Annotated in this window: 22 protein-coding genes; 13 read left to right on the top strand and 9 right to left on the bottom strand. The window is 49.9% G+C overall.

What is annotated here, in order from left to right:
- Together AC4PME_RS14360 and AC4PME_RS14355 are read left to right on the top strand one after the other, a co-directional pair.
- On the top strand, positions 1-1,176 hold a 1,176-nt coding region (locus AC4PME_RS14360; RefSeq protein WP_491529640.1), incomplete at its 5' end, for an aminotransferase-like domain-containing protein.
- A gap of 101 nt (positions 1,177-1,277) precedes the next feature.
- Positions 1,278-2,333 (top strand): serine hydrolase domain-containing protein, encoded by a 1,056-nt coding sequence (locus AC4PME_RS14355; protein ID WP_491046265.1) that lies wholly within the window; start codon positions 1,278-1,280, stop codon positions 2,331-2,333.
- Between the two features lie 26 nt (positions 2,334-2,359).
- Here the strand turns inward: AC4PME_RS14355 and AC4PME_RS14350 are convergent, their stop codons facing one another.
- Positions 2,360-3,145: an RMD1 family protein gene (locus AC4PME_RS14350; RefSeq protein ID WP_491046266.1), complete on the bottom strand. Its 786-nt coding sequence runs from the start codon at positions 3,143-3,145 to the stop codon at positions 2,360-2,362.
- Positions 3,146-3,367: 222 nt separating this feature from the next.
- On the opposite strand from AC4PME_RS14350, the gene AC4PME_RS14345 reads away from it, so the two are divergent.
- The 3 genes from AC4PME_RS14345 to AC4PME_RS14335 all read left to right on the top strand — a co-directional run bounded on the left by AC4PME_RS14345 (position 3,368) and on the right by AC4PME_RS14335 (position 5,252).
- The gene (locus AC4PME_RS14345; RefSeq protein ID WP_119503495.1) at positions 3,368-3,541 is read left to right on the top strand and encodes a DUF3012 domain-containing protein; all 174 of its coding nucleotides are present in this window, start codon (positions 3,368-3,370) and stop codon (positions 3,539-3,541) included.
- Positions 3,542-3,831: 290 nt separating this feature from the next.
- On the top strand, positions 3,832-4,398 hold the full coding sequence (locus tag AC4PME_RS14340; protein WP_491046267.1) for an O-acetyl-ADP-ribose deacetylase: 567 nt from the start codon (positions 3,832-3,834) through the stop codon (positions 4,396-4,398).
- Between the two features lie 206 nt (positions 4,399-4,604).
- Positions 4,605-5,252 (top strand): YitT family protein, encoded by a 648-nt coding sequence (locus AC4PME_RS14335; RefSeq protein WP_349589563.1) that lies wholly within the window; start codon positions 4,605-4,607, stop codon positions 5,250-5,252.
- Here the strand turns inward: AC4PME_RS14335 and AC4PME_RS14330 are convergent.
- Positions 5,249-6,130 carry a glucosamine kinase nucleotide-binding domain-containing protein gene (locus AC4PME_RS14330; RefSeq protein ID WP_491046268.1) on the bottom strand — a complete coding sequence of 294 codons (882 nt, stop codon included), beginning with the start codon at positions 6,128-6,130 and terminating at the stop codon, positions 5,249-5,251. The genes AC4PME_RS14335 and AC4PME_RS14330 overlap by 4 nt on opposite strands.
- Positions 6,131-6,336: 206 nt before the next feature.
- Between AC4PME_RS14330 and AC4PME_RS14325 the strand changes: the two genes are divergently transcribed.
- The gene (locus AC4PME_RS14325) at positions 6,337-7,380 is read left to right on the top strand and encodes a LacI family DNA-binding transcriptional regulator (RefSeq protein WP_491046269.1); all 1,044 of its coding nucleotides are present in this window, start codon (positions 6,337-6,339) and stop codon (positions 7,378-7,380) included.
- Positions 7,381-7,803: 423 nt separating this feature from the next.
- The gene (locus tag AC4PME_RS14320; protein ID WP_491046270.1) at positions 7,804-9,018 is read left to right on the top strand and encodes a DUF819 family protein; all 1,215 of its coding nucleotides are present in this window, start codon (positions 7,804-7,806) and stop codon (positions 9,016-9,018) included.
- 20 nt (positions 9,019-9,038) lie between these two features.
- Here AC4PME_RS14320 and alr read toward each other — a convergent pair whose 3' ends face one another.
- Positions 9,039-10,112 carry an alanine racemase gene (gene alr, locus AC4PME_RS14315; protein WP_491046271.1) on the bottom strand — a complete coding sequence of 358 codons (1,074 nt, stop codon included), beginning with the start codon at positions 10,110-10,112 and terminating at the stop codon, positions 9,039-9,041.
- Between the two features lie 132 nt (positions 10,113-10,244).
- Here alr and AC4PME_RS14310 point away from each other — a divergent pair, with 132 nt between their 5' ends.
- The 3 genes from AC4PME_RS14310 to AC4PME_RS14300 all read left to right on the top strand — a co-directional run bounded on the left by AC4PME_RS14310 (position 10,245) and on the right by AC4PME_RS14300 (position 13,989).
- A complete protein-coding gene (locus AC4PME_RS14310) occupies positions 10,245-11,837 on the top strand; it encodes a sodium:solute symporter (RefSeq protein WP_491046272.1) in 1,593 nt (530 codons plus the stop codon).
- A gap of 74 nt (positions 11,838-11,911) precedes the next feature.
- Positions 11,912-12,847 (top strand): N-acetylmuramic acid 6-phosphate etherase, encoded by a 936-nt coding sequence (gene murQ / locus AC4PME_RS14305; RefSeq protein WP_490710405.1) that lies wholly within the window; start codon positions 11,912-11,914, stop codon positions 12,845-12,847.
- Entirely contained in the window at positions 12,844-13,989 is a 1,146-nt protein-coding gene (locus AC4PME_RS14300; RefSeq protein WP_491046273.1) for an exo-beta-N-acetylmuramidase NamZ family protein, read from the top strand. The genes murQ and AC4PME_RS14300 overlap by 4 nt, the downstream gene beginning before the upstream one ends.
- A gap of 10 nt (positions 13,990-13,999) precedes the next feature.
- Here the strand turns inward: AC4PME_RS14300 and AC4PME_RS14295 are convergent, their stop codons facing one another.
- Positions 14,000-14,851 carry a MurR/RpiR family transcriptional regulator gene (locus AC4PME_RS14295; protein WP_119502659.1) on the bottom strand — a complete coding sequence of 284 codons (852 nt, stop codon included), beginning with the start codon at positions 14,849-14,851 and terminating at the stop codon, positions 14,000-14,002.
- 211 nt (positions 14,852-15,062) lie between these two features.
- Here AC4PME_RS14295 and AC4PME_RS14290 point away from each other — a divergent pair, with 211 nt between their 5' ends.
- Positions 15,063-16,406 (top strand): M14 family zinc carboxypeptidase, encoded by a 1,344-nt coding sequence (locus AC4PME_RS14290; RefSeq protein ID WP_491046274.1) that lies wholly within the window; start codon positions 15,063-15,065, stop codon positions 16,404-16,406.
- 24 nt (positions 16,407-16,430) lie between these two features.
- Here the strand turns inward: AC4PME_RS14290 and AC4PME_RS14285 are convergent, their stop codons facing one another.
- Together AC4PME_RS14285 and AC4PME_RS14280 are read right to left on the bottom strand one after the other, a co-directional pair.
- The gene (locus AC4PME_RS14285; protein ID WP_491046275.1) at positions 16,431-16,730 is read right to left on the bottom strand and encodes a hypothetical protein; all 300 of its coding nucleotides are present in this window, start codon (positions 16,728-16,730) and stop codon (positions 16,431-16,433) included.
- 95 nt (positions 16,731-16,825) lie between these two features.
- Entirely contained in the window at positions 16,826-17,125 is a 300-nt protein-coding gene (locus AC4PME_RS14280) for a hypothetical protein (RefSeq protein WP_491046276.1), read from the bottom strand.
- 198 nt (positions 17,126-17,323) lie between these two features.
- On the opposite strand from AC4PME_RS14280, the gene AC4PME_RS14275 reads away from it, so the two are divergent.
- Positions 17,324-17,572, top strand: coding sequence for a type II toxin-antitoxin system Phd/YefM family antitoxin (locus AC4PME_RS14275; RefSeq protein ID WP_491046277.1), 249 nt, complete (start codon positions 17,324-17,326; stop codon positions 17,570-17,572).
- Positions 17,562-17,855 carry a type II toxin-antitoxin system RelE family toxin gene (locus tag AC4PME_RS14270; RefSeq protein WP_491046278.1) on the top strand — a complete coding sequence of 98 codons (294 nt, stop codon included), beginning with the start codon at positions 17,562-17,564 and terminating at the stop codon, positions 17,853-17,855. Before AC4PME_RS14275 ends, AC4PME_RS14270 begins: the two co-directional genes overlap by 11 nt.
- 113 nt (positions 17,856-17,968) lie before the next feature.
- Here the strand turns inward: AC4PME_RS14270 and AC4PME_RS14265 are convergent, their stop codons facing one another.
- The 3 genes from AC4PME_RS14265 to AC4PME_RS14255 form a co-directional block, all read right to left on the bottom strand.
- Positions 17,969-18,262 carry a HigA family addiction module antitoxin gene (locus AC4PME_RS14265; RefSeq protein ID WP_491046279.1) on the bottom strand — a complete coding sequence of 98 codons (294 nt, stop codon included), beginning with the start codon at positions 18,260-18,262 and terminating at the stop codon, positions 17,969-17,971.
- Complete coding sequence (locus AC4PME_RS14260; RefSeq protein ID WP_491046284.1) at positions 18,262-18,510, bottom strand: type II toxin-antitoxin system RelE/ParE family toxin; 249 nt, start codon at positions 18,508-18,510, stop codon at positions 18,262-18,264. The genes AC4PME_RS14265 and AC4PME_RS14260 overlap by 1 nt, the downstream gene beginning before the upstream one ends.
- The coding region (locus AC4PME_RS14255; RefSeq protein WP_491224203.1) for a transposase at positions 18,506-18,858 on the bottom strand (353 nt) is incomplete at its 5' end. The genes AC4PME_RS14255 and AC4PME_RS14260, both read right to left, overlap by 5 nt.

Below are 18,858 nucleotides of genomic sequence, written 5' to 3'. Positions count from 1 at the left end.
ATCATTGAGAAAACACAGGGAAAAGGGACGTTTGTAAAACAGCAAAAACAAGGACGGACGATCAGTGCAGCGATGCTGCCCGGACGCAAAGATGTTTTCGACTTCACATTGAATCAGCCGGCCTGCCTGAATATTGAACCCATTCTTTCAACCCATCTTCAGAACCTTGCCCGTCAGAATGATCCCCGCCTGTGGTCGGTGTATGGCGATACCCGCGGACTGCCGGAACACCGGGAGAGTATGGCGGACTGGCTGAATCTGAGGGGAAATAACGCAGACCCGGAGAACCTCTTCCTCCTTGCCGGAGCTCAGCAGGGCTTGTTGTCTTCCCTGATGTTGTTATGCAATAAGGGCGACACGGTAATGGTTCAGGAAACCACTTTCCCAGGGATCCGTGCCGTGGCAACACTGCTTGGATTGCAATTGCAGCCAGTGGCCATGGATGAGTGCGGACTCGATCTCAACGACTTCAAAGCACGGTGCAAGCAGGCCACCAGCCAGGTGCTGGTTATTCTGCCGACAGCGCACAATCCCACCGGAAAAACCCTCTCTCAAAGTCACCGCGAAAAGCTGGTGAAAATTGCCCGTAAATACGACATTTATCTGGTGGAAGACGATATCTATCTGCATGCTGAGCCGGTTGTGTCACTGCAACAGCTTGCGCCAGAACGCACTTTTCACGTGTCGGGGTTTTCCAAATGTGTCGCACCGGCGTTAAGGGCCGGCATGCTGGTTTGCCCGCCACAATTTACCGGTAGTCTGGCACGGGTAATACAGGCACAGAACTGGTTTACACCGCCGGTAACTACCGAACTGGCTCACAGGCTCTATACAAGCGGCGATGCCGTCACCATTGAGCAGGCCAGGCGGGAAGACTGCATAGAGCGTATTGCGCTGGCCAAAGCGATTCTGGGCGAAAAACGTATTCAGTACGACCCGGTGAATTTGCACATCTGGCTGAAACATTCTCCGCGGCTTGATAATGCCGCCGTGATTAGCCGCCTGAACCAGCTGGGTGTTGATGCACTACCATCGGTGTTCTTCCATGTGACAGAAACGTCTTCGGCGCATTTACGTCTTTGTCTGGGCAATCTCAACCCTGAGAACTTACAACAAGGTCTGGAGATTATTGCCAGAGAGCTGAACCCGTCCTTGCCGGAACGGGCAATCATCTGATCGCCGTTTGCAGCCCGTCAAAGACCGGCCCGGGCAGTTTCCCGGTTCTCTGCTAACTTTATGTAGTCGAAAATAAACCCTCAGGGGGAGAAAGAAACTTAATGAACCGGCTTTCTGCACGGAGTTTTCTGCTGGCACTGATTGCTGTAGCGTCACTGGCCAGTATTGTCCTGTTTGTCCCCTGGACTTTCCTGGGCTCGAAAATGGCGCCGTTACCCGCCAGCATCTCAGGGCAAGTCGACAATTCTCCGGCTCTTGGTCTCGACGGCATGATTGTATACATCGACGAGCAGGGGCAACCACCGGTTACGCTTACCGCCGGCTGGCATAACAAAGAACTCAGACAACCGGCCAGTGGTGATGCCTTCTTTAAAATTGCCAGTATCAGCAAGCTCTATCTGGCGGTTGTTGCAGTAAAACTGGCAGCTCAACATCAACTGGAGCTTGATAACACTCTGGTGGACTATCTGCCGGACATGGCCGCAGATATCCCGGGCGCGGCAGACATTACCGTACGCATGTTACTTCAGCACCGTTCAGGCATACCGGATTATATTGATGCTGACGGCTTCGACTGGTTTTCCCCGCCAACGTCACCGGCAGATTTGCTTAGCCTGGTAAAAAGTCGCCCCTTAGCGTTTACGCCCGGCACGCGCTACAGCTATTCGAACAGTAACTATGTCATCGTTGCCGCCATAATCGACCGGGTGTCCGGCAAAAGTTACCGTAAACTCATTGAGGAAAAAATCCTCCGGCCTCTTAAATTGGAAAATACCTTTTTTTCGTCAAAAGAAGTGAATATGGCAAGACTGATGAGCGGTTATATTAAAGGGTTGGATGTAGACGTGAAACCCGTGTGGTTTACCGGTGCAAGCAGCGAAATGGTTGCCACTGCGGCTGACACCGGCAAATTTATCAGGGCTCTGAACAACGGTTCGCTGCTCACATCACAGGAGCAACGCATTTACGGCTCAGTCTATGAATTCGGCCATACGGGTTTACTACCCGGTTACAGCAGCATTGCAAGGTATCATCAGGACATCGATACCGTGGTGGTTCAGTTTGTCAATAACAGCGGCGATGACACATGGGCGTTGAGCGAAGCCAATTACGACCGTGTGGTTGCGATCATCCGCAACCGGCGCAAAGAAAATTAAGCCTTCATCACCGCTGCTTCGTAACTTTACCCCGCCAGTAATATGGTCAGTTCCTGGGCACCGAACATCACAATTTCAAATGCTATCAGGATGATGATGATCCATTCCAGAAACGAAGAATGCTTGTGCTTCAGCTCATCAGCCAGCATCTCAAACAATTCATGAATCACATTCAGTTTGTTCGACAGCAAATCGACTCTCGGACGAATATCCAGATATTTCATTGTGGCATTGTAGGCGTCTTCGAACTCAGGGTATTCCCAGAAAAATTCCGGTGTATCCAGCAAACCATAGTGCAGAAAAATATCGCTTTTGGTACTGAAAAGATGACCACGAATGCTGGCCAGCTTCTGTCTGCTCAGATTAATTTTACCTGATTCAGCCAGTGCTTTAGGCAAGTATGCATATTGCTGAATAGTCTTTTCCGCCTGATACTCATACTGATTCAGTTTGGTCGACTGCGCCAGCGCATGACTGACAGCCAGTCGCATCAATGCCTCTCCGGCCGGAAGGGAAATCAGGTCGCCCTGTAATTTGAGTGACTCAGCCCCGGTGTTAAAACGCACATGCTCCTGATGTTCACAGGAAAGGGCATCACTGCTGATTTGCAGGCGGTGCAAAAACGCCAGACGTTCGTCTTCGTCGACGCCCCAAAATACCAGCACGCCGTAGTCAAACAGCCATCCTTCTCCGCCCGGCAGCGGCAAATGCACAGCATCCCGGTAGCGTGTTCCGTGCTGAGACTGGCTTATTGTTGTGGTGTCAGATTCTGATAGTACATACACTGAAACCCGATCATTTGAGAAATCCATACTGGCTTCCGACTGGTTAAAAAACGGGCTGATTATGCGCTCAATTTCAGTTATCACCTAGAAATATAAAATATTATATTTCAAGTACTTACAACACTTATAACTGATATCCGGCATGTTTTCTCTGTCACCTTATTGCACGGTCACTTTTTTCTCCGGTAATTGATTTTGTCACCGCCACTGACTTACTATGAAATACCTGACAAATTACGAGCGTTAATTATGAAAAAAGCTGTTTTCGCATTGATTGCATTAACTTTTACCCTGGCCGGTTGCGCCCCGGAAGTTGGCTCAAAAGCCTGGTGTGCTGATATGAAAGAAAAACCTAAAGGCGACTGGACGGCAAACGAAGCCGGCGACTTTGCCAAACACTGTCTGTTCAGCGACGACGATTAATCATTAATCCTCTTTAACCAGCGGATTGCTGAGCGGTCTCCGGCAATCCGATGTCATCCTGCCGGGCTGGTATCTGACACTGTCCGGCCTTATCCCCTGCGGTTACGTTCTCTGTCTATGTTTAACTCTGGCACGGTTCGTGGACTATTTACTCCGGAATATGAGTATTTCTGAATACCGTTTTCACCGGATTCCGGAAAACTGTTTATTCCAATCAAAGGCTTAGCCTTATGCATCACAATTTATATTTTGCAGTAACCGGCGCAGGTCTTTTCCGGTTTGTTTGACATGTGTCGCTAAACACCGACAACGTCACAACGGAAACAGCACTGCGAACGGTATTTGGGGACACGATGGCAAGGATCAGGGTTATTGACGGCGACATTACGCAACTGGAAGTGGATGCAGTCGTAAATGCAGCGAATCCAACGCTGCTGGGCGGTGGCGGCGTTGATGGTGCAATCCACCATGCTGCAGGACCGGAGCTTTTTGAGTATTGCAAAGCAGTTGGCGGATGTAAAACCGGTCAGGCTGTTTTGACACCGGGTTTTAATCTTAAAGCGCCGTATATTATTCATACCGTGGGGCCGGTATGGCGCGGCGGCATGAACCATGAAAGTGACTTGCTTTCTAAGTGCTACCGGAACAGTTTACGCCTGGCAAGTCAGAACAACATTCAAACCATTGCTTTTCCGGCGATAAGTTGCGGCATTTACGGATATCCGGTGAACTCAGCCTGCGAAGTTGCGTTGGGTTCCATCCGCTTTCACGCCAGCGGAACAGCACTGCCTCACACTATTTATCTGGTGTGTTTTGGTGAAGAAGTTAAATCAGGGTTCCGTCAGCTTCTGGGCTGACCCTGACTGGCCGGTGCGACTGGCTGGTATGGCTAAATACGCCGGGAAAACACGCACTGGTAACATCGCATTCACACAAATACTAAAAGTCGTAAAGATTGCGCACCAGCACCAGCCCCACCAGGCTGTACAAATAACAAACAACCCCTTACTTCCCTTTTCTCCCTCCGTATAATACGCGCTCTTCAAAAACGGAGGGCTTTCACATGCAAAAACCAAAACACAGTGTGGTTGAAGATATTTTTGCTTTAGTCAGTGCAGGGCTGTTCGTTGCCTTTGGCGTTTATTTATTTCAGTCGCAGGACCTGATGGTCGGTGGCGCTGCAGGACTTGCATTGTTAGGAACTTATGCGTTGCCTGTAGACTTCGGGGTGCTGTTTTTCCTGATCAACGTGCCGTTCTATGCTCTTGCGTGGACCCATATCAGCAAACGCTTCACCATAAACACGTTTATCTCCGTGTCTACCGTCTCAGTACTTACTGATCTTATCCCCCGCTTTGTGGATGTCAGCAGTGCTAATCCGGTTTTCACGGCAATATTCGGCGGGATCCTCATTGGCGTAGGCATGCTGATCATGTTCCGTCATACCTCAAGTCTGGGCGGTCTTGGTATTCTGGCTTTCTATCTTCAGCAACGTTTCTCCATCCGTGCCGGTACTTTTCAGCTGTCAGTAGACACCGTTATTTTGCTGTCTTCACTGCTGGTACTCGACTGGCGTCTGGTACTGATGTCAGTACTGGCGGCGTTCTGTCTGAACATGGTACTGTCCTTAAATCACCGGCCGGAAAGATATACTCTGCCGTCATTATCCAAACAGGATGACAAACTGCCGGGTGCCGGCGAAGCCAGTTAGTCTTGGCGGACGTGCACCGCCCCCCACTCCGGACCATACCTAGCTTCAATGATTTTCGCCCGGATATCTTCGGGCAGGAATGGCCTTATAGTTCCGGCAAGTCCGCCGGCCAGTACCAGTTTTCCCTGACTTTTTTCCATGGCAATACGGGCTATTGATGATAAATAGTCCGTGCCGGAGCGGACAATATCTGAAGCATACACATCGCCCTTTGCCGCACAGTCAAACACAAGTCCGGCGGCGCCGGCAAACTCAGCCGGTTGCGCATAATTGAGTTTGTTCACGAATTCCCGGGTAGTGTCTGCGCTGAAATGTGCGCAGACCGTTTCAGATAACAGTGAGACCGGCAACACACCATCCAGCGCTTCCAGCGTATGCCGCACCGCTTCACGACCGAACCAGGCACCACTGCCCTTATCACCAATATTAAAACCGTGGCCACCATACTGAATACAATCATTGCCGCACAGAGCGGCTGCGCAGGAGCCGGTACCGGCAACCAGAACTGCCCCGTTCTCACCACCATGCGCCCCCACCAGCGCAGTATGCAAATCACTGGTGAAACGAAATGATGCAAAAGGATGCTGCCATTGACTGAGCAGTTCTGCGGCTTCTTTCACCGTTGCACCGGCCAGACCCGCACTCACATGACACTTTGCGAGCACCGCAGCGTCATTCTCATTAACCGCAACGCCTGCATTTTGCAGGGCCAGTAAAACCGACCGGATTATGGCCGGCAGTGCTTCTTTGCCAATCCTGGCCACATTAGCAGGACCGCTTATTCCCTCACCTGCCGGTTCACCGTTTTCATCAAACACAACGGCCTTACACTTGGTGCCGCCGCCATCGACTCCGGCAATATATTGCTGGTTATTCATTTTAATTATTATTCTCCTGACAACTGGTCGCTGAAATCCGGCACCACGGCTAATATTAAAAGGTTGGGTTTGATATTTACCAGTTATCGTTAATAAATGTTACTACAAGGTTCCCGTTCAGGATTAAATTTCATTATAGAACAATACAACAACGTTTTTTATGGCATGATGGCGTTCATGTCCAACGGACTGACAGGATTTTCTGATTGAAAACAACGATCAAGGATGTCGCTGAACTCGCAGGCGTATCCTTTAAAACCGTTTCACGGGTTGTGAACAAAGAACCCAACGTGAGCGAAGAAACCGTTGAAAAAGTGCAGGCTGCTATCAGGCAGCTGAATTACCGTCCCAATCCGGCTGCAAGAAACCTCGCCAGTGATAAGTCCTATTCTATAGCCTACGTCTATGACAATCCGAACGCTTATTACGTTATCGACATGCAAAAAGGCTTGCTTGCCGAATGCTACCGGAAAGATTACGAATTACTGATCCACCCCTGCGATGCTGCCGGAGAAGATATCGTTCAGGACATTCTTCATATGGCTACCCGCTCGAACCTGGCTGGTCTCGTATTATCTCCGCCTTTATCTGAAATGCCGGAACTGCTTACACAGATAGCCAGTTACGGATTACCGTTTGTCGGCATAGTTTCCGGAGAAGTACCTTTTGGTATTCACGGCAAATGGCTGTGTATTGACGATTTTCAGGCTTCCTGCGATATCGTGAATCACCTGATCCACCAGGGCCACAAACGCATTGGCTTTATCTCAGGGAACAGAAATCACCGCTCTACACTGGAACGGGAACGGGGTTATCTGGATGCACTGGAAAATTATCGTCTGGATACCAGTGCAGAACTGAGAATAGACGGCGAGTACAATTTCGAAAGTGGTGTATCGGCTATGAAGCAGTTTCTCGCACTGGCGAACCCGCCTACAGCGGTGTTTGCCTGTAATGATGAACTCGCCGCCGGCGCTTTGCTGGAAGCAAGACTGAATAATATTCAGGTCCCTCAGGACATGGCGATAGCAGGTTTTGAGAACAGTCCGTTTTCGCGGCAAACTTCTCCGGCCATAACGACTGCAGAACAGGATACCGTGGCCATAGCCCGTAAGGCCGCCGGCTTACTCATCGACACCATTTCACAAAGCAAACGACACGCTAAGCCGGTGTTTGAAGAAACGGACAGTATCTCCTATTGCCCGGAATTGATAATCAGAGATTCCACAACGAAAAAGCCCGGCAACTGAGCCGGGCTTTGTGTCATTTCGCTTTAGGCGGCGTCGCCTTTGGCGCAGATCCTTGTTGATTAACGGGACGTGAATACGCACCTCTGTTCACTCTCGCTCTACTATAACCTGTTCTCATAACTTACCTCTTAATTGGTCAGAAACAGACTCCTTCTCCAGCAAGGCATCCGGCATGTATCGAAAATAAACTATAGGATGTGATAACAAACCTGGCCGTAATCCTTTCGGCTAACCTTGCTGACACCGCAACCCGCAGGAAGAATAGACAGAACTTGCAACGAATCTTAAATACTTTATTCTAAAGAATGGAGATAATTAGAATAAAAAAGCAGTCCGGAAGATGGAAATGAAAATGTGGAATCACTACCTGCTTGCGATATCAACAGTATATTGCGGCCAAATTAAAGCAAACACAAGCGCAATGTGTTCAACCCGCTTAAATTATCGCCGGGTAACAAAAGCCGGTTCTTTATGATCACCGGCGCATTCGGATACGTCAGTGCCCTGCTCGCTATCGCCGGCGTGCTTTACTATCTTGAAGCCTTCAGAAAGTGGCGTGTTTTCCGGTATCTGCCCGCCATTGTACTGCTGTACTTTGTAGTTATGGTGTGTGCCAGTGCCGAGTTATGGGAAAAAACCGCTGCCATCAATGATACTTATAAAATGCTCAGGAATAACCTGCTGCCCTCGATGATCTTCCTGATGTTGCTGGAAGCCGATCTGCGCCAGATTAAGCGACTGGGCTGGCGGATGATTTTCGCCTTTCTGCTTGCCAGTTTTAGTATTGCCGCCGCCTTTATTGTTACGTTTGCTCTGTTTCAGCACGGGCTGGCAGATAACGCATGGAAAACCTTCGCCGCGTTGTGCGGCAGCTGGATGGGGGGAACAGGTAACCTGGCAGCCATACAACTGGCGCTGGATGTGCCCGACTCCGCTATGGGATACACCTTGCTGATTGACTCCATTGATTATGCCATATGGGTAATGGCATTACTGGCACTTGTGCCCTATGCAGCTCATTTCAACCGCTGGGTAAAAGCCGACAGCAGTACGCTGGATGATGTGAGTGCAAGGCTGGCAGAATCGAAGGCGAACCAGACTCAGGTGTCAGGCGGCAATGTGCTGATGCTGCTGGCCTTATCCTGCGTTGTCTCATCACTGTCCCAGTGGCTCGCGGCGATGTTGCCGGCTTCTGCTTATTTTTCTACTACCGCCTGGACTGTTGCACTGGTCACCCTGGCCGGGATCGCCGGTGCTGTCACTCCCCTTCGCCGCGTAGGTGGTGCAGATGTGGTGGCTACCGTACTGCTGAACCTGATTATTGCGCTTATTGCATCCAGAGCCAGTTTTTCAGAATTGCTGGAAGCGCCGGTGTATATAATGGCCGGCGGTTGTATCTTACTCACTCACGGGGTGATTATGGTTATTGCAGCGAAACTCTTCCGGCTGGATTTATTTACCTGCGGCCTGGCGTCACTGGCGAATATTGGTGGTGTTGCCTCAGCCCCCGTGCTTGCAGCCTCATACTCAAAAGCACTCATTCCGGTTGGCGTGTTGATGGCAATGCTGGGGTACATCGTTGGTACAGCAGGAGGACTGGCCGTGGGCAAGGTATTGTCAGTGATTGCCGGCGCCTGAATGACGCCGGCGGGTATTCACTAGACGTGTTTAACAATGCGGGGCACCCGCTGGGATAAGCGGGTGACAAGATCGTAAGAAATTGTCCCGGCGTGACGGGCCACTTCATCCACAGACAGTTGATGCCCCCACAGTTCCACCCGGTCACCGGGCGCCGGAGCCGGAATATCAGTCACATCAATGGTAATCATATCCATAGACACTCTACCCGCCAGCGCCGCACGGTGTCCGTTAACCATTACCGGCGTACCGTTGGGACATTGTCTGGGATACCCGTCAGCATAGCCGATACCCGCAGTGGCAATCACAGAACGGCGCTTCGCCTGCCAGGTATCTCCGTACCCCACTGTTTCACCGGCTTCTATAGTGCGCAGAGCAATAATACTTGCCTGAAGCGTCATCACCGGTTGCAGATCCAGCCCGCAGGGTGTGTCCAGAGGCTCGGCGCCGTACATGGCAATACCGGTGCGGTTCCAGTTTCCCCGCGCTTGCGGCCACCCCACCGTCCCCGGGGAATTGGCAATGCTGACTGCAAATCCGGTAGCTGCCCGAACCTGCTCAAAGGCATCCAGCTGGTTTTGTACCGACTGACTGCCCGTTTCATCACCGCATGCCAGATGCGTAACCAGCACGGTATCGTCAGTTAACATATCCCGATATTTCGCCACCATGGGTAATACTTCATCACAGGCAAACCCGAGACGGTGCATGCCCGAATCCACTTTTAACCATATCGCCGGACGGCGATCAGAAGGGCACGCTTTCAACCAGCAAAGTTGCTCTTCGCTGTGAACAACCACAATGCAATTTTCCCGCGCAGCCACAGCGCATTCCGTTGCCTGATGGGGGCCCTCAAGGATAACCACCGGAGCCTGAATCCCGCCTTCCCGTAACGCCAGCGCTTCTTCTGTAATAGCAACCGCAAACGCAGGAGAGACTTTACGTAATATCCGCGCCACATTGTCTGCCCCGTGTCCGTAGGCATCAGCTTTCACCACCGCCATATTCTGTCCTTCACCGGCCAGAGAGGAAAGTACACGGAAATTATGCAATAGTGCGTCGGCGTGGATAACAGCCTGGGTTTGTCTGCTCAACGGCGGGGGCTCCTGATCTAAAATTAGCGCTGAAAGCTATCTTACAACGACGGGATAATTCCAGCTATACAAATTAATTGGAATAATCTATTCTGGGATTTCAATTGAATTAAAATAATGTAACAGGGCCGCATGTTAGAGCATTACGCGTTAGCAGACTTACTGGTTTTCGCCGCTTACGGTTTGCTTCTTATCGCCAGTGGCTGGCTATTTAACCGCTCCAGCCGCTCAGCCAAAGATTACTTTCTCGGTGGCAACAGCATGCCGGTTTGGGTTGTGGCGATTTCTGTACTGGCCACGTCCCAGTCTGCTGCCACGTTTCTGGGAGGCCCGGATCAGGGTTACCGGGGCGATCTGACCTACCTGTCAACCAACATCGGCGCATTCATCGCCGCTTTCTTTGTTGCCGCCTTTCTCATCCCCCGGTTTTACAAACACAATGTCTACACGGTATACGAACTGCTGGAACAGCGCTTTGGTGAACAGGCCAAACAGCTGGCCGGTGCCATGTACCTTTCCGGCCGCGTGTTCGCCAGTGGCGCAAGGCTGTATATGGCAGCACTGGCTGTCGCCATGATTCTGTTCGGTAACATTGATGCATCCAGCGTCATTCTTGCCACCGTCATTATTACAGTCGCCGGGCTTGTGTATACGGTTTATGGCGGGATCCGTACAGTTATCTACTCTGACGTATTACAGGCTGCGGTGTATATCTGTGCCGCGGTAGCCGTGATTATCGCACTGTTAAATGCAATTCCGGCTTCTCTGGCCGGTATCGTTAACGCCCTTCAGCATCCTGCACCGGATACGCCTTCAAAATTAAGGTTGTTTGATACCCGGCTTGATTTCACTAACAGCGGCGTTTTCAGTTTGTTCTCTGTTTTTACCGGATTTGTGCTTCTGAACATCGCCGCTTTTGGACTCGACCAGGATATGACGCAACGGGTGCTGACCTGCAAAAGTGCCAAAGAAGGCAGCAAAGCCATGCTGCTTTCGGTGGTGATGGTGATTCCGGTGATGTGCCTGTTTTTAATCATCGGTTTACTGCTGTTTGTTTACTATCAACGTCCCGATTTAATGGCCAGTGGCAGTGGTGAAAACCCCGTTCCGGTATTTGCCGGTGAACCGGTCACCATATTCATGTACTACGTGCTCAGCGAAATTCCTGATGGTGTTCGCGGCCTGGTCACCGTGGGTATTCTGGCTGCCGCACTGTCTACGTTAAATTCCGGCCTGAACTCCATGTCCAGTGTTCTGATCCAGGACATGTACCGCCCCTGGCTGGCCCACCGGAATACACAAAAGACCGACGCTCACTTTGTCAAAGCAGGGCGCGTCGCCATGTTATTAATGGCATTGTCATTAGGATTTATGGCGTGTCTGTGCTATTACTGGCAACAACATACCGACATGCCGCTGCTGCAATTTGCACTTGGCGTCATGGTTTTCTCGTACAGTGGTTTACTTGGCGTTTATTTCGTCACGCTATTTTCCCGCCGTGGAAGCCGGCGTTCGGTGATAGCAGCGTTGATCACCGGTTTTCTGGTACCCTTGTCCATGCAACCCTATATTATTGAGAGTATTTTGCCGGCCCGCCTGCAGTTTGAACTCGGGTTCACATGGCAACTGGTAGCCGGCACGCTCATATCCACGCTTATTTGTGCTATGGGTAATACGCCCGCAGGCTATAATAAAGATACGCAGCAACCGGAACCGGTTCAGTAACAGAACGCTGCCGTTAAAAATAACAACAAAACAATCCAAAGCAATAAAGCAGAGCAACAGAACTAAGGCAAATTATGCAGGCAAAAACAATCACCGGGACGTCAGACTTACTGGCACAGTTAAATAAAATTGTGTCAGAGGGCAGAAATCCCGCCACGATGGATATCGATTTGCTGTCGACAGAATCCATCCTGCATAAAATCAATCAGGAAGATGCCAAAGTAGCCGCAGCAGTGGCAACTGAAATCCCCCACATTGCCCGCGCAGTGGATGCCATAGTGGAAAAATTACAACAGGGCGGACGGTTAATTTATATCGGTGCCGGCACCAGCGGCCGTCTGGGAATTCTTGATGCGGTAGAGTGCCGCCCGACCTTCAGCGTGCCCGATACACTGGTGATGGGCATTATTGCCGGTGGCGAAAAAGCCATACAGCATGCTGTAGAGGGCGCAGAAGACAACAGCGCTCAGGGTATCAAAGATGTACAGGCCGTGAACCTTTGTGAAAAGGATGTACTGGTAGGTTTGTCTGCCAGCGGGCGGACTCCTTATGTGGTCAGTGCACTGGAATATGCAAATGAGCTGGGCGCGGTCACCGCAGGCATCGCCTGCAGTCCGGGCGCACCGGTGCTGACCACCGCACAAATTGCGATTTGCCCGGTGGTTGGTGCAGAATGCCTCACCGGCTCCACGCGGATGAAATCCGGCACGGCACAAAAGCTGGTGCTGAATATGCTGAGCACTGCCAGTATGATTCGCCTGGGTAAAACCTATCAGAACCTGATGGTCGACGTTAACGCCACCAATGAAAAATTAAAAGCCCGCGCTATCCGCATAGTGATGCAGGCTACAGACTGCTCCGGGGAAGAGGCATCAGAAGCACTCGATGCCGCCGGACATAAAGCCAAAGTGGCGATCATGATGATCCTCACCGGCAATGATGCCGCCAGCGCAGAGTCCATGTTGTCAGATCATAATGGCTTTTTACGCCGCGCTGTTGAGCAACAATGAAAACAGTCCTTTTTCTGCTGTGCCTCATCTCTGTAAAGTCACTGGCGGTGACTACAGGGGCTGAGCAACCCGACGCTTTCCTCGGATTACTGAAAGACAAACAGGTTGCGCTGGTCGTTAACCAGACGTCGGTTACCAAAGGTCAGCACCTGGTAGACGACCTGCTGTCCCGTGGAGTAAACATCACCAAAGTTATGGCGCCGGAACATGGATTTCGTGGAGATGCCGGCGCCGGCGAAACCATCAGCGACGGCGTGGACAGCCGAACCGGCCTGCCCATTTTGTCCTTATACGGCAGCACCAAAAAGCCCACGGCCACCATGCTCGAAAATGTGGATGTGCTGATTTTCGACATACAGGATGTAGGCGCCCGTTTCTATACATATATCAGTACGTTACATCTGGTCATGGAAGCCGCTGCTGAAACAGGCAAAACGGTCATCGTACTCGACAGGCCCAACCCGAACGGCAAATTTGTGGATGGCCCTGTGCGGGAAGCTGCCTTTACTTCTTTTGTGGGTATGGATCCCATCCCGCTACTGCACGGCATGACCACAGGCGAACTGGCACTGATGATCAAAGGGGAAGCCTGGATTGAGCAGGCTGAGTCACTTGATTTGCACGTCATACCCGTTAAAGACTACCGGAAGTCCATGCCATGGCACCTGGCTGTGCCTCCCAGCCCGAATTTGCCAAACGATACGGCAGTCCGGTTGTATCCCTCACTGTGTTTATTTGAAGCAACGACAGTCAGTATCGGCCGCGGAACACCTTTTCCGTTTCAGGTTGCCGGACATGACCGGGTGGCACTGGGTACATTTACCTTCACGCCGCGAAGCCTGCCCGAAAGCGCCCCTCACCCGAAACTGGAAGGCAAAACTCTGATGGGGCTGGATTTACGTTCTTCTGCTACGGAGGGGTTTGATATTGCTTTGCTCCTTGAGGCAGGAAAGCAGTTTGAGCAGCAGGACGAAACCTTTATCGACCGGCCGGATTTCTTTGATAAGCTGGCCGGCACTGATGCATTAAGAAAAGCCATCGAAAGTGGCCTCTCTGAGCAGGAGATCAGAGCAATGTGGCAGCCTGCGTTAGCAGAATTTAAGCAACAAAGACGTCCGTATCTGCTGTATCCTGAAAAATAATTTAAAGCGCTCAGTGCTGCTGCTTTTTAAATTCAGACACCGCTTCGTTGGTTTTCTCCAGCAGCTTTCGTCCCTGACGTGAAGCCTGGGTAAGTGCAATAAATAACATATCGATGATCAGTTCCTGCGCCGTACGGGCAAGAATCGACGCCAGTCGTAACGAGGCTTCTTCTGCCACCGAATACAGTTTTACTTCTGCCTGATCGGCGATGGTGTTCTGTCCGTACTTTGTGATGGAAATAACCGGGGTGTGATTACGTTTTGCTTCAGTAACCACATTGGCCACTTCGCTGGTCGTGCCGGATTCACTGATCGCCACAACCACGTCGTTTTCACCAAAAGTGGCAGCCAGAGCAAGCTGAACATGTCCGTCAGCTTCGGCAATAGCAGAGATCCCCAGCTTCTGCAGTTTGTAGGCAAAATCTTTGCTTACCAGCGCCGAACCACCTACCCCGCAAATCATTACCCTTCTCGCATTCTTCAGCAGTTCAACAGCACGCTCAAAAGCCAGCATTTCATTCAGATTGCGGGTTTCATTCAGCACACTGATTTTACTCGCCACCAGCTTATCCGCCATTTGCTCAAAGCCATCAGATAGCGTGATTTTGCCGTGAATTTGCGTATTCGGCGTTTCTTTATTCAGCGAGTCAATCACCGCCAGTTTGAATGCAGGATACCCCTTGTAACCCAGCTTCTGGGCGAACTTCACCACGCTGGACTGACTGACACCCACGACGTTAGCCAGTTCCTGTGATGATAAGTCCCGCACCGCATTGGGCGAGTCCAGAGTAAACGTTGCCAGCTTAGACTCACTGGAAGAGAGCGCGTGTTTAATCGCCTTAATTTTAGTAAATGCAGACATCCGGAGTTTCACTTCTTAACAGGGTCTGTTGACCTTTGAATTACAGGGCGACAAACGGGCATCAGGAACGTTGCCATTCGTCTCAAAGAATTAATTATTCAAATATAAACCAGTTGAAGCGAATATCAAAATACCATTAAATAATAGCTATCTCTGAATCAATCTGACCACGGGTAAGATGCTTCAGTTCACCGAAAAATAAGGACGTACCATGACCGCACACCCTCATCTGCCAGTTGCTGACATAGCGGCAAAATTTGATGAAATGCACTGGCCGTCTCTGAACAAAGCCCATCTGACAGCAGAGGATATTTCGCCGGTCATCAACCAGATAGCGGAACAATCCGGTATTGCCCTAACGCAGATAGGTACGTCTTATGAGGGTCGTCCGGTTTCCCGCTTTACGCTGGGCTCAGGAAAATGCGTCATCCTGGCCTGGACACAAATGCACGGTGACGAGGCTACCGCCACTGCCGCTGTTCTCGACTGGCTGCATATCTTACTGAACGGACAGTTAAACGGGCTGCCGGCAAACTGGCAATCTCAGGTTACCCTGCACGTCATTCCCATGCTTAATCCCGATGGCGCGCAGCGACGCACCCGGGTGAATGCTCAGGGAATTGATATTAACCGGGATGCCAGAACGCTGCAAAGCCCCGAAGGTCAGATCCTGCAACAGCAGGTAGCCACATTGTCGCCGGATATTGCTTTTAACCTGCATGATCAGAACCCCTATTACACCACAGGGGTATCATCGAACCCGGCAACCATTGCTTTTCTTGCCCCGGCGTATCATGAAGATAAACATGTAGACGGGCCGAGGCTTCGTGCCAAACAGCTTATCGCCCATATGGCCGGTGTACTCTCACACTTTATTCCTCAGTGCATAGGCCGCTACGACGACACTTATTCTTTCCGCTCATTCGGTGACAATATCGCCGCTTCCGGCGCCAGCACAATTTTGATTGAAAGCGGTGCAGCTATTAATGACCCCAACCGGCAAATTGCCAGGAAGATGAACGTCATCGGACTGCAAACCGTGCTGGAAAGCCTGCTCACCAACCAGTTCACACAATATTCGCTGGCAGACTATTACCGCATTCCGGACAACCGCGAGGACGGCCTGTGCGACGTAAAAATACATGACGTGACGCTGGGGTATGACAAGCCCTTTGTAGCTGACATCAGCATAGTGACCGACCGCAAAACCGGAAAAAGCCGCATAGAAGCCATTGGGGATTTGCGCACGGTTTACGGCTTTGAAAACATTGACGCAACAGGACTGGCAGCCCTTCCGCCAAAAGCCTTCACAGTCCACTCACTTCTGACGCTTAACGATCAGAGTTATAAAGCCTTGCTGTCACAAGGTTACAGTTACTTTGTCGATGAAAAGGCATTACTTAATATCGACACAACCCTGCCAGTGCAGGTGTCAGACACCGGGCAAAATGCCCCCGCAATCATGCCCGGGGAAGTGCCAAACTTTGTTCTTCAGCATGTGGCTACGGGTGAGATCAAAGAGGCCGTGATTCTTGGTGAGCGGATTGTTCTTTAAATAAATGGGGGCGCACATGGCCGGTCACAGCGGTTTGTTTTCTGCGCCCGCCCGCTGAATTAACCGAGATATTGCAGCGGCGTAAATCATGAAGAACAGAAAAAACGCAACGACTAAACCCGCTTGTGCAGCCCAGTTCTCCTTCGACGAAAGCTCATAAATGAGATACACCGATACAGGTAAAGTCAGTAATTGTTTTTTGCTTTTGACAATTGATTTGTCACAGTAAGTAACGACCCTGTTGGCAAGGTTCGCAGAGGAATACAGCGCTACAGGAATTTCCAGTAAGCCCAAAAACAATACATCTATCACTATCTCTTTCAATGTTGAAACTCCCTTTTCATATCCATTTTCAGCTCTCGTGTTTATGCCCCGGCGACCGCCCCTGCGAGCATAGTTTTGAACGCCTTGTTAGCTGATTATTGGCTCAGGAGTACAATTAACTCGTCAGGATTTGACACTATGAACTGGTATGTACTGCCATCATGTAATGAAACTTCGATTGCATCAGATGTGATAGGAAGAATACCCGCGCCTTTACCAGAGCATTTTTCTACTTTTGAGATTGAGCTCCTTTCAATCTTAAGAGGCCCGGGCCCGAAATCCTTATTATATGGGGCAAAATGAACATCAGTTTCAGTAATCCAAAATTTCCCATCAGCTTTTGCAACACCATTTTGAACTGTGGCTGTAATCGATTTTAGAGTGGTATCTTGCATATATATTCCTTTATAAATGGATGGACTAATCAGCTAAAACCCGCATGCGGGTAAAAAACACTTGGGCAACAATATTAAGCGAAACGCAGGGAGCCCACGTGTTACTGTCCCAGCGAGCCTGCTAGCGACTTATTGTGATTGTCAAACCTTACAACTTAGCCTAAAATGACCTAATTAAAGACCATTTTAGAGACCTTAATGACCACTAGAGTTTTAGCCGAAGTAGCCGCAAGTATTACGGAACTTAAAGCAAATCCAATGAAAGTTGCAGGTAGCGCATACGGCGATCCTGTGGCCATACTAAATAGAAATGAACCAGCTTTCTACTGTGTACCTGCTGAAATTTATGAAAAAATGATGGATCGTCTAGAAGATCTGGAACTGCTTCAGCTAGTTCAAGAAAGAAATAGTGAAGAAAGCGTTTCGGTAATTTTAGATGACCTATAAGCTAGAATTTAAGAAAAGCGCGCTTAAAGAATGGAGCAAACTCGGTAGTACTTTAAAAGAGCAGTTTAAGAAAAAACTGTCTGAAAGACTTGAAGCACCACATGTTGCGCCAGACAGAGTGATGGGCCCAGAAAATGTATACAAAGTCAAGTTAAGACAATCTGGCTATAGACTCGTATACCAAGTCCGCGATGACATTGTGATTGTCACAGTACTTGCAGTCGGTAAACGTGAAAGAAATGAAGCTTACAAAAAAGCGTTAAAAAGGCTGGATGCTGACTAAAGGGTTTAACACCCTGCTTAGGGGCAGAAACACATGGGCCAAAATTTAGGAGCGCAGCGACGCAGACCATGTGTTACTGTCCCAGCGAGCCTGCGAGCGACTTAATTTGATTGTTAGACGACATGCAGATCTATTGGCTGCACGTTATCCAAGTTGATGTTTTGCTTAGCCTGCCAAAGTTCATAGTTGTCTTGCATACTAAGCCAACTTTCAGGGCTGCGACCTAATACCTTTGACAGCCTTAATGCCATTTCTGGCGTTACTGCACTTTTTCCCTTAACGACACGGTTTAGTGTTGAAGCGGCAACACCAAGATGGGTCGCAAGTGTCCTACAACTTATGCCGTGTGGTTCCATGTAGATGGACTCAATAAATTCACCGGGATGTGGTGGGTTATGCATATTCATTAGTGATAATCCTCGTAATTTAAGATGTAAGCATTACCATCCGTGAACTCGAAAGTTACTCTCCAGTTTCCGTTGACTGATATCGACCAAATATTTGACCTTTCTCCTTTGAGTTGGTGAAGAGAAAATCCGGGCAAATTAATGTCATCAATATCTTGTGCGGTATGGATAGCAGCTAACTGCATGCGAAGTTTTTTCGCATGCTTAGTCTGTATGCCTGAAGTCTTCCTGTCCACTTCCCCTTTAATGAGACAGTGCTGAACTAGAGTTTTCCAGTTTTGCCCGGTAAGCTGCCGGTGGCAGGTTACCCAGACTTTCATGTGTTCTTTCTTCGTTGTAATCCAGTCGCCAGAACCAGGCCATGTCTCTCACCTGACTGAGATTTTCAAACAAGTAAGCATCCAGAAACTCTCTGCGGAATGAACCATTAAAGCGCTCAACAAAACCATTTTGCTGCGGCTTTCCTGGCTGGATATAAACCAGCTCAATATTGTTGGTTTCACACCAATCTGTCAGCGTTGCCGAAATGAGTTCCGGGCCATGGTACCTATTGAATAATGCTTTTCGAGCAATCTTTTTAAAGATGTCGGCCATTA

Source organism: Alteromonas sp. (assembly GCF_984505615.1).
Note: the sequence above shows the minus strand (reverse complement) of the source record. Positions and strands in the feature narration are given on the sequence as shown.